General features: G+C 28.8%; 9 protein-coding genes. 1 reads left to right on the forward strand and 8 read right to left on the reverse strand.

What is annotated here, in order from left to right; genetic code table 11:
- Positions 1-11: 11 nt before the first annotated feature.
- From BLV79_RS08905 to BLV79_RS12945, 4 genes are all read right to left on the reverse strand, one after another.
- Positions 12-758, reverse strand: a complete 747-nt coding sequence (locus tag BLV79_RS08905) for a WxPxxD family membrane protein (protein WP_022748208.1) — start codon at positions 756-758, stop codon at positions 12-14.
- On the reverse strand, positions 739-1,527 hold the full coding sequence (locus BLV79_RS08910) for a DUF2705 family protein (RefSeq protein ID WP_074718229.1): 789 nt from the start codon (positions 1,525-1,527) through the stop codon (positions 739-741). Before BLV79_RS08910 ends, BLV79_RS08905 begins: the two co-directional genes overlap by 20 nt.
- A gap of 141 nt (positions 1,528-1,668) precedes the next feature.
- Positions 1,669-2,019 (reverse strand): LytR/AlgR family response regulator transcription factor, encoded by a 351-nt coding sequence (locus tag BLV79_RS08915; protein ID WP_207645671.1) that lies wholly within the window; start codon positions 2,017-2,019, stop codon positions 1,669-1,671.
- Between the two features lie 56 nt (positions 2,020-2,075).
- On the reverse strand, positions 2,076-2,357 hold the full coding sequence (locus BLV79_RS12945) for a hypothetical protein (RefSeq protein ID WP_074718233.1): 282 nt from the start codon (positions 2,355-2,357) through the stop codon (positions 2,076-2,078).
- Positions 2,358-2,923: 566 nt separating this feature from the next.
- On the opposite strand from BLV79_RS12945, the gene BLV79_RS08925 reads away from it, so the two are divergent.
- The gene (locus tag BLV79_RS08925; protein ID WP_074718235.1) at positions 2,924-3,577 is read left to right on the forward strand and encodes a YczE/YyaS/YitT family protein; all 654 of its coding nucleotides are present in this window, start codon (positions 2,924-2,926) and stop codon (positions 3,575-3,577) included.
- 176 nt (positions 3,578-3,753) lie between these two features.
- Here the strand turns inward: BLV79_RS08925 and BLV79_RS08930 are convergent, their stop codons facing one another.
- From BLV79_RS08930 to BLV79_RS08945, 4 genes are all read right to left on the reverse strand, one after another.
- Positions 3,754-4,434: an ABC transporter ATP-binding protein gene (locus BLV79_RS08930; RefSeq protein WP_074718237.1), complete on the reverse strand. Its 681-nt coding sequence runs from the start codon at positions 4,432-4,434 to the stop codon at positions 3,754-3,756.
- A gap of 24 nt (positions 4,435-4,458) precedes the next feature.
- Complete coding sequence (locus BLV79_RS08935) at positions 4,459-5,751, reverse strand: hypothetical protein (RefSeq protein WP_074718239.1); 1,293 nt, start codon at positions 5,749-5,751, stop codon at positions 4,459-4,461.
- 2 nt (positions 5,752-5,753) lie between these two features.
- Positions 5,754-6,650: an ABC transporter permease gene (locus BLV79_RS08940; RefSeq protein ID WP_143470240.1), complete on the reverse strand. Its 897-nt coding sequence runs from the start codon at positions 6,648-6,650 to the stop codon at positions 5,754-5,756.
- Between the two features lie 200 nt (positions 6,651-6,850).
- The gene (locus BLV79_RS08945; protein WP_074718241.1) at positions 6,851-7,219 is read right to left on the reverse strand and encodes a hypothetical protein; all 369 of its coding nucleotides are present in this window, start codon (positions 7,217-7,219) and stop codon (positions 6,851-6,853) included.
- Positions 7,220-7,496 lie beyond the last annotated feature (277 nt).

The raw sequence follows: 7,496 nt of genomic DNA on the forward strand, positions 1-7,496 counted from the left end.
CCTAATTTATTTTAATTAACCTTTTCATAAATCAACAAATCTTCCTTTCCCTTCTTCCAAGATAAGATTCGACTCATTATGAATACTTCCATCGCCAATCTAAATATTCCTAAGAAACACATGAGTAACGGCATGTTATCCACACATCTCTTTGTCATCATATTTACATCATTTTCTGGAAACCAAAAATTATCCAAAACATTTCTGCTCAAAACGTATTCTACAAAATATATAATTACAATAAGCACATTTGATTTGCTCTTTCCAAAATATGATCTTAAAAACTCATAAAAAAGATACGTACATAAATAAAACAAATTTGCAGCAACAAACTGCAAAAATAGTCCTTGTATCCAATTGTGCTTCATTAGTATCTTATAATCACCTTTTTGAATTGTGAGAAAAAAACTAACTAACTCATGTACAAAAACAAAACATGCTGTAGCTTTTGTTACATTTTTAATCTGACTTTTCCAATATTCATCACGATTAACATATCTTATCATGTAACATATACGGTTATAATTCATAACATACTCTATAAAAATCAAATATACAGCTGCTTGCCAAACTGCATAATCCACAATAGTATAATAGGCCCCAGACAATAGGTCTTCATTATAGCTAACCTTTGTCATTAAACCTTTACTATACATTTCTGCGAAACCTTTATTATCAACATATACCTTAATTACATTTAAAACCAAACAGAAAAGAAGTGCAAATAACACCCTTTTATTAAATACTTTTTTTGTCAAAACATACCTCCTTCACATACCAACCACTAATATATAATATATAAACCACGAAAACACCGATAATGGTTGGTGCAACAAAGCTAAGAGAATATTCTGTAAAAGGTTGAAATACATAAAGTAATGATTTTGATAAAAACGTTGGCGCAAACCAAAATAACATAGTAATTCCATAAACTATTTTTCTATCTACAAGCATAATTGCACTAATTGTTCCAACCATAGAAATTAGACCACAAATAGCAGCCGTGATAATAATATAAATGAAATTAACTAACAAACCATTCTTACAAGCCCAAAGCAAATTATCTGTTCTTAATGAAAGCATCATGTCATCATACATAGGCGTTTTGCCACCTGCAAATATAATATAAACTAAAGCCATATTTATAAGTAGCATTAGCATTATCAATAAAAATGAAAAAATAAAACTTTTATATAAATGTGATTTTATATATTTTTTCTTACCTTCTTTTGCAATCACAATATTTCTTATTCCTGTTTTTCTTTCTTCTATACAATCTTCTGCTGTTAATAACAAACTATATAATGGAAAAAACCATAAGACAATACTTTGAAAGACATGAGATAAACGAGTTGAACTACCAACCAAAAAACACATAAATTCTGGCCTTAACACATGATTTTCAGTTGAAATTAAATCAAATAAATTGTAGATAATCTCCAAACATGGGAAAAATAAAACTAAAAAACAAATGAAGTTTTTTACTGGATCATTCCATATTTTTTTTACTTGATACTTAAGTAACATAACTACTATCCCCCTAAAACTTTTTTACAGAGGTATTCCAAACTCATGTGAATTCAGAATACCTCTAACTTAATCTAGTTATATTTTAGCATTCTTTTTGTTTTTTAATAGGTATTTTGCGTATTCTGTTTATTTTTTTGCTTAATCTGCATTATATCCCCAGTAAGCTTTGACAGCATTTCTTACATTTTTTGAATTTGACCTACTTAATGATAAAATATCTCCATTATCCATAACAACCTCCTTATTGCTAACTCCTTTTATGAAAGCAACATTAACAATTGTTCCGCTATTAATTTTCAAAAAATGTATGTCATTTAAAGTTGACATCACTTTTTTAATAGTCGATCGTATATCAAATCTATTTCCATCTTTTATATAAATTTGAATTTTTCTATCTATTACCGTACAATAGACTATTTCTGGTTTTTTACACCTTACTATTTTAGTATCTGTTTTAAATAAAATAAAATTTTGTTTATTTTCTTTCAAAAAAATATACGCTTTTTTTATAAGTAAAATCAAATCAAGTTTTATTCTATCCTTTTTTAATTTTCCAAATGATTTAAATAGTACTGGATTAACAGAATCATCTTCAAATTTAGAAATAAAGACCACATACTCATCTGCCGATCTTTAACATTAATACTTTTACATACCTTGAAAAAAAACAAATCAAAACTACTAATACTAAATGTTTCTAGCAACTCCTCCCCATTTTTAAACAAAACAGTTTCAATTTTTTCATTTAACTGTTTTTCTAACTTGTGCAACTCCTTTTGCATTATGTTAGCGAATTCCATTTCATCATCACATATTGCAATTTTCATAATATTTACCTCTGTGTGCTCATTATTAAGTCAATTAATATTACCTTACAAAAAATTATAACATTTTTATAATTATCTTACAATTTTAAGAACATTTTTTAAACCTTAATGCTCGCTATCCATTGTAATTCTTTATCACACACTGATATAATTCTCTGTCCTTTCTTATATTCCTTATATTAAGTATGACAACTTTTTACCTATTAATATTCCCAAAACACAACATCCGACACTCAATGCCACATATATTCCTCCAGCTATATTTGTAACTAATGTTAAGACAGGAAATGTCATCCTTACCGGTATCAAGAGCTAATAGCATATCTTGCTATAGCTCCTAATGCACCACCAAGTGCCACAAAAATAAATTTCATATCTCTTCCTCTGTATTTGTGTAATCTACTGCCTGTAATACGCTCTTTCTGTCATATTTATGCCCATAACAAAAAAGACTCTCCTAAAAGATTTCTCTTTTAGAAAGTGTCCTTGATATGAAAAATATTTGAGCATTTATTAATTATGATGTTATAATGATAAATGAATTTTATATGGAGGAATAATAATTTATGTCTAAAAATGAACTTATTAAACGCTATTTATTATTTATTATTGGATTATTTTTTGCAGCTATTGGAGTTACCTTTACTAAACATGGTGAACTCGGTGTTTCACCTATCTCTTCTGTTGCTAATGTTTTGAGTTGTAAATACTCATTTTTGTCACTTGGAACATGGCTTGTCATTTGGAATTGTGTTTTGATTGCTTGTCAAATTTTAATTCTTAGAAAAAATTTCCAGAAAATACAATTATTACAGATTCCATTATCTTTTTTATTCGGAATTTTTACAGATATCGGAATGAAAATTGTTTCATATATTCCTGTTCCTAACTACGCCGTAAGGGTAGCATTATTACTTGTTGGAATTTTTATTCTTGGATTTGGAATTGCATTATCAGTAATAGCAAATGTAATTTTAAATTCTGGCGAAGCATTTGTAAAAGCTATTGCTGATACAATAAAAAAAGATTTTGGTGCAATAAAGACGATTTTTGATGTGTCATGTGTAATTATTGCCATCTTATTGTCTTTGTTTTTCTTCGATTATCAAATCGTTGGCACTCGCGAAGGTACTATAATTTCTGCTTTACTAACAGGTATGGCTGTAAAGCTTTTTACTAAGCATGTACAAGAGCCTATCACATCCTTTTTATGTAACTAAAAAAATGCTTTTGACATTCCCGGGAGGGTTTGTTTTGTAATAGACACATATGTTTTGCAGAAATGCGATTATATGTGTCTTTTTGATAGAAAAGATTTATTCTAACTAATATAAAAGGAATTTTTTAAAAAAACGAGAAAAGTGTCAATGTATTATATATAAAATAATGAAAAACATTAATCAGTAGTGAATTCTTCAGCTACTATTTTACCATCTTTCATCGTAATTCTGTGATTTCCAATTTTAGCTAGTTCCAGGTCGTGTGTGACCATGATAATTGTTTTGCCAGCTTTATTTAAATCTTTTAGAAGTTCGATGATATTGTTACCATTTTCTTCATCGAGTGCGCCAGTTGGTTCGTCAGCAAGAATTATATCTGTGTCAGAAATAATACTTCTACAGATTGCTACACGTTGCTGTTCTCCACCAGATAGTTCATAAGGAAAGTTGTATTCATAATCAAGAATACCGAGCTTATCCATAACTTCATATATATACGCTTTTTTGGGTATTTTTTTGTTACGTCTATATTTTAAAGGAATACAAATATTTGTAATAACGTCAAAGTTTTGTATTAGAGCAAAATGTTGTACGATAAAACTTATTTTCTCATTTCTGTATGAAGATATTTGTCGATCGTTATAATTTGCAATATTATTTCCTTCAAAATAGTAATTTCCTGTAGTAGGTTTTGTAATACCGCCAAGAACATTTAATAACGTGGTTTTTCCACTTCCACTTTTACCGATAATGGTTACGAATTCACCCTTTGTTATTTCAAAAGAAACATTATTTAGGGCGATAGTCTCGGCTTCATCGCAGCCATAGTGTACTGAAACATTATTGAATTTAATCATCTTTTTTACCTCTTAATCAAAACTTTATTCTTTTCCACCAATGTAATGGTGTAAATGTAATTTTTTCATATAAAAATGAACTATAGTACAAGTAGCTATTAGTATGAATCCTATTAAAATCTGGACATACAAATATGAAATTGTGAGTTCATTAAATGTGATTAGTATTAAAAATCCAAGTAAATTGCCGTTCAAAAGAACTACAAATACGGGAACGAAAGCTTCAAAATCAATATCTACTTGTCTTGCTCCACAAAGTCTTTCGATACAGAAATTTGCATCGTTTTCACGAAGCATATTTAAAAATACACTAACATTAATCGTAAATGCTAAAAGGGTTAATGCTGCAAGAATTATTTTAAACTGATTAGTAACTTCTTTTGTCATAGATGAATAAGTTTCTAAAATGTTTTCATCATCTTTATTGTCAGTAGCAACATAAATTTGATAGTTAGTTAATCCAGTTTCCTTTTTATGTTTTTCAAAAATGTTTGCTGTTTTCTTTGCCCCTATCTTAGAACTTATTATTCCATTAGTGTGATCTAGAGCTATTTCTTTAGCAAAATATGTTTTGGTAGCTGGTGTAATTGCTGGAATAATCATATATGTATTACAAGATGACATTTCGCAGGAAGAGGAATCATAAAAGAATGATTTATCTCGTAAAAAACCGATTACAATATAATGACGTTTGGTGCCCATGTATTCGGCGTCAAAAGTATTGCCAATTTTAAAATATTTTTTGTAATCATTTCCTAGAATAACTGGAATTGTATTCTTATCATTATCAATGAAGTCATCTTTAGAGAATCGATGTCCCTCTGCTATAGATATATTAAAAATTTCAAAGAATTTGTCTGTAATCTGTAAACTTTTAACGGAATATATAGTGTTTTTATCATGTTTAGTTATACAAGATGAGACAGTGGTTGCATCTGGATTTTCAGAATTATAAGAATACAAAAATTTTTTTGGGATTTTTTTGTTATAAATATTTAGCATTTGGGTACCTATTGTTGTAAATTTAAATTCCTTTTCTTGACAGAGTTTTTGTTTAAATTGACACATGTTTTCTAACCCTTTTTTACCACTTTTATCTGTATAATTGTCTAAATCAACAGCAGAAAGATTTTCTCCTGTTTTATATAGCTTTACAGTTCCGTATGTTTTATCAAATTCTTTTTTAGCCTTTTCTTGCCTTTGGTTGGAATTTAAAACTGATCCGAATAAAGAGAAAAGTAATCCAGATAAAATTATCATTAAAAAAACTTGAACTTTGTGTTTGTTTAGAATTTTAAAGCCACTAATTAATTTCATAATTAACGAATTACCTCCTCTAATGGTGATTTAAAAAGTTTAAAAATGGATATTGCCAGTACAACAAACATGAATCCTATGCATATGAAAAATCCTTTGAAAAAAGATATAAAATAAGAAGGATAAATAATATGGCAATATGTTCCACTAATTATAAATGATAATATGGTGATACAAATATAACGAAAAACAAGGTTGCAAAGAATATCTGTTTTTCTAGCACCGCATATTCGACAGATGCATACGGCATTTTTCTGTTGATTAATCCAGCGTATGGATGTTAAAAGAATACATAAAAAACACGCTACTACAAGCATTGAAAGCCAACGTATAGAGTAAAGTTTGGGCATAATTGACTCAGAAAAGCAAGTTCCACCAGAAAAATCTTCAGGATTTAATCCGTTAGATTTTAAACTAGATAAAAGTTCACTTTGCCTAGTTGCTATATCTTTAAAGCTAAAAGCAGTTTTGAAAAAATCAAATGTGAAAATGTCAGCATCTATTTTTTCTGATGTCATGTTTAGGTATATATATGAATCGCATATTGTTTTCTTTTCATATCCAATTATTCCAAGAACTTTATAATTGGTTCCTTTATATGAATAGTATAAATTTCCATTTTTTTTCTGTGTGTTTTTTTCAAGATTTTTTCCAATAACACAAACTTTGTTGTTAGGCGTAAAATCTGAAGGTTTGAAGAATCTTCCACGTTCCATAGGAAAGGTTGCATATATGTTGTTGAAGTAAATATAGCGTACTTTTTCATCTATATTTGTACTAGAACATATAACAGCGATGTTGGTAGATTGTTGTTTACAGGATTTTATTATGGAATTTACAGGGTTTTTAGTTTTGATTTTATAATTCGTCTGACTTATTCCAAAACTTCCATTTTCCATTTTTGAGAGTGTATCAGTTATAGAAATGTGTTGTATCGTTAAAATCGTTATAATTGGCATAATACAATACAGCAATATCAATAATATTGTCGTATATTTTGTTTTTTTGAGTGCTTTCATTTTTTCTCCATAAAGCAGTTGAAACTACCAAAATAGAATCAACCGCTAGTTTTTCATTATTTTATAAATTTGTTTATTTGTTAGTGTCCGTAATAGGCATAAGCTGTTTTAAAGTTCCAAGGTCCACCATCGCAAATTATTTTTACAGTATGACATTCAGCTCTTACATTGCCATTGCTCCAAATTCTTTTGCTATCGGGGTCATTTTTTCCTTTACCAATCATTGAACGTACATAGTGTTTTTTATAATAACCACGAGTTTGTGCATATGCATATTTTCGATAATATGATGCTCCGGTTTTTGCAGTACCTGCACCAACTATATCAGCCCATCCCTTAAAACTATCTTCTAAGCTTTTGGCAGAAACTCCAATAGAACCAAGAGATATTGTAACACAAAACAATAAAATAAGAGTAACACCTTTTTTCTTTAAAACTTGTAAATTCATATTTAAATCTCCTCGTATTATATAGTAGTAGTTTTTAGAGACCCTCTCCAAGGTCTTTATAACTATTAAGTCATAGTCTTTTCTATAGGTTCGACTATGATATTTAAGATGCTGTGGATTGGTTATTATTTCCTACCACTTGATGGTTTTAGAAAGGATCCAACCACAGTCTCTTTGTTCATTTGTTAATCAGTTAGATACCGCATGACGGTTTATTTAGAACGAGGTTACAATCGCAAAGAGCACCCTGTGGTTCTAAAACAGCATTAATACATTT

The sequence above is a fragment of the Lachnobacterium bovis DSM 14045 genome, assembly GCF_900107245.1.
GTDB classification, from domain to species: domain Bacteria; phylum Bacillota; class Clostridia; order Lachnospirales; family Lachnospiraceae; genus Roseburia; species Roseburia bovis.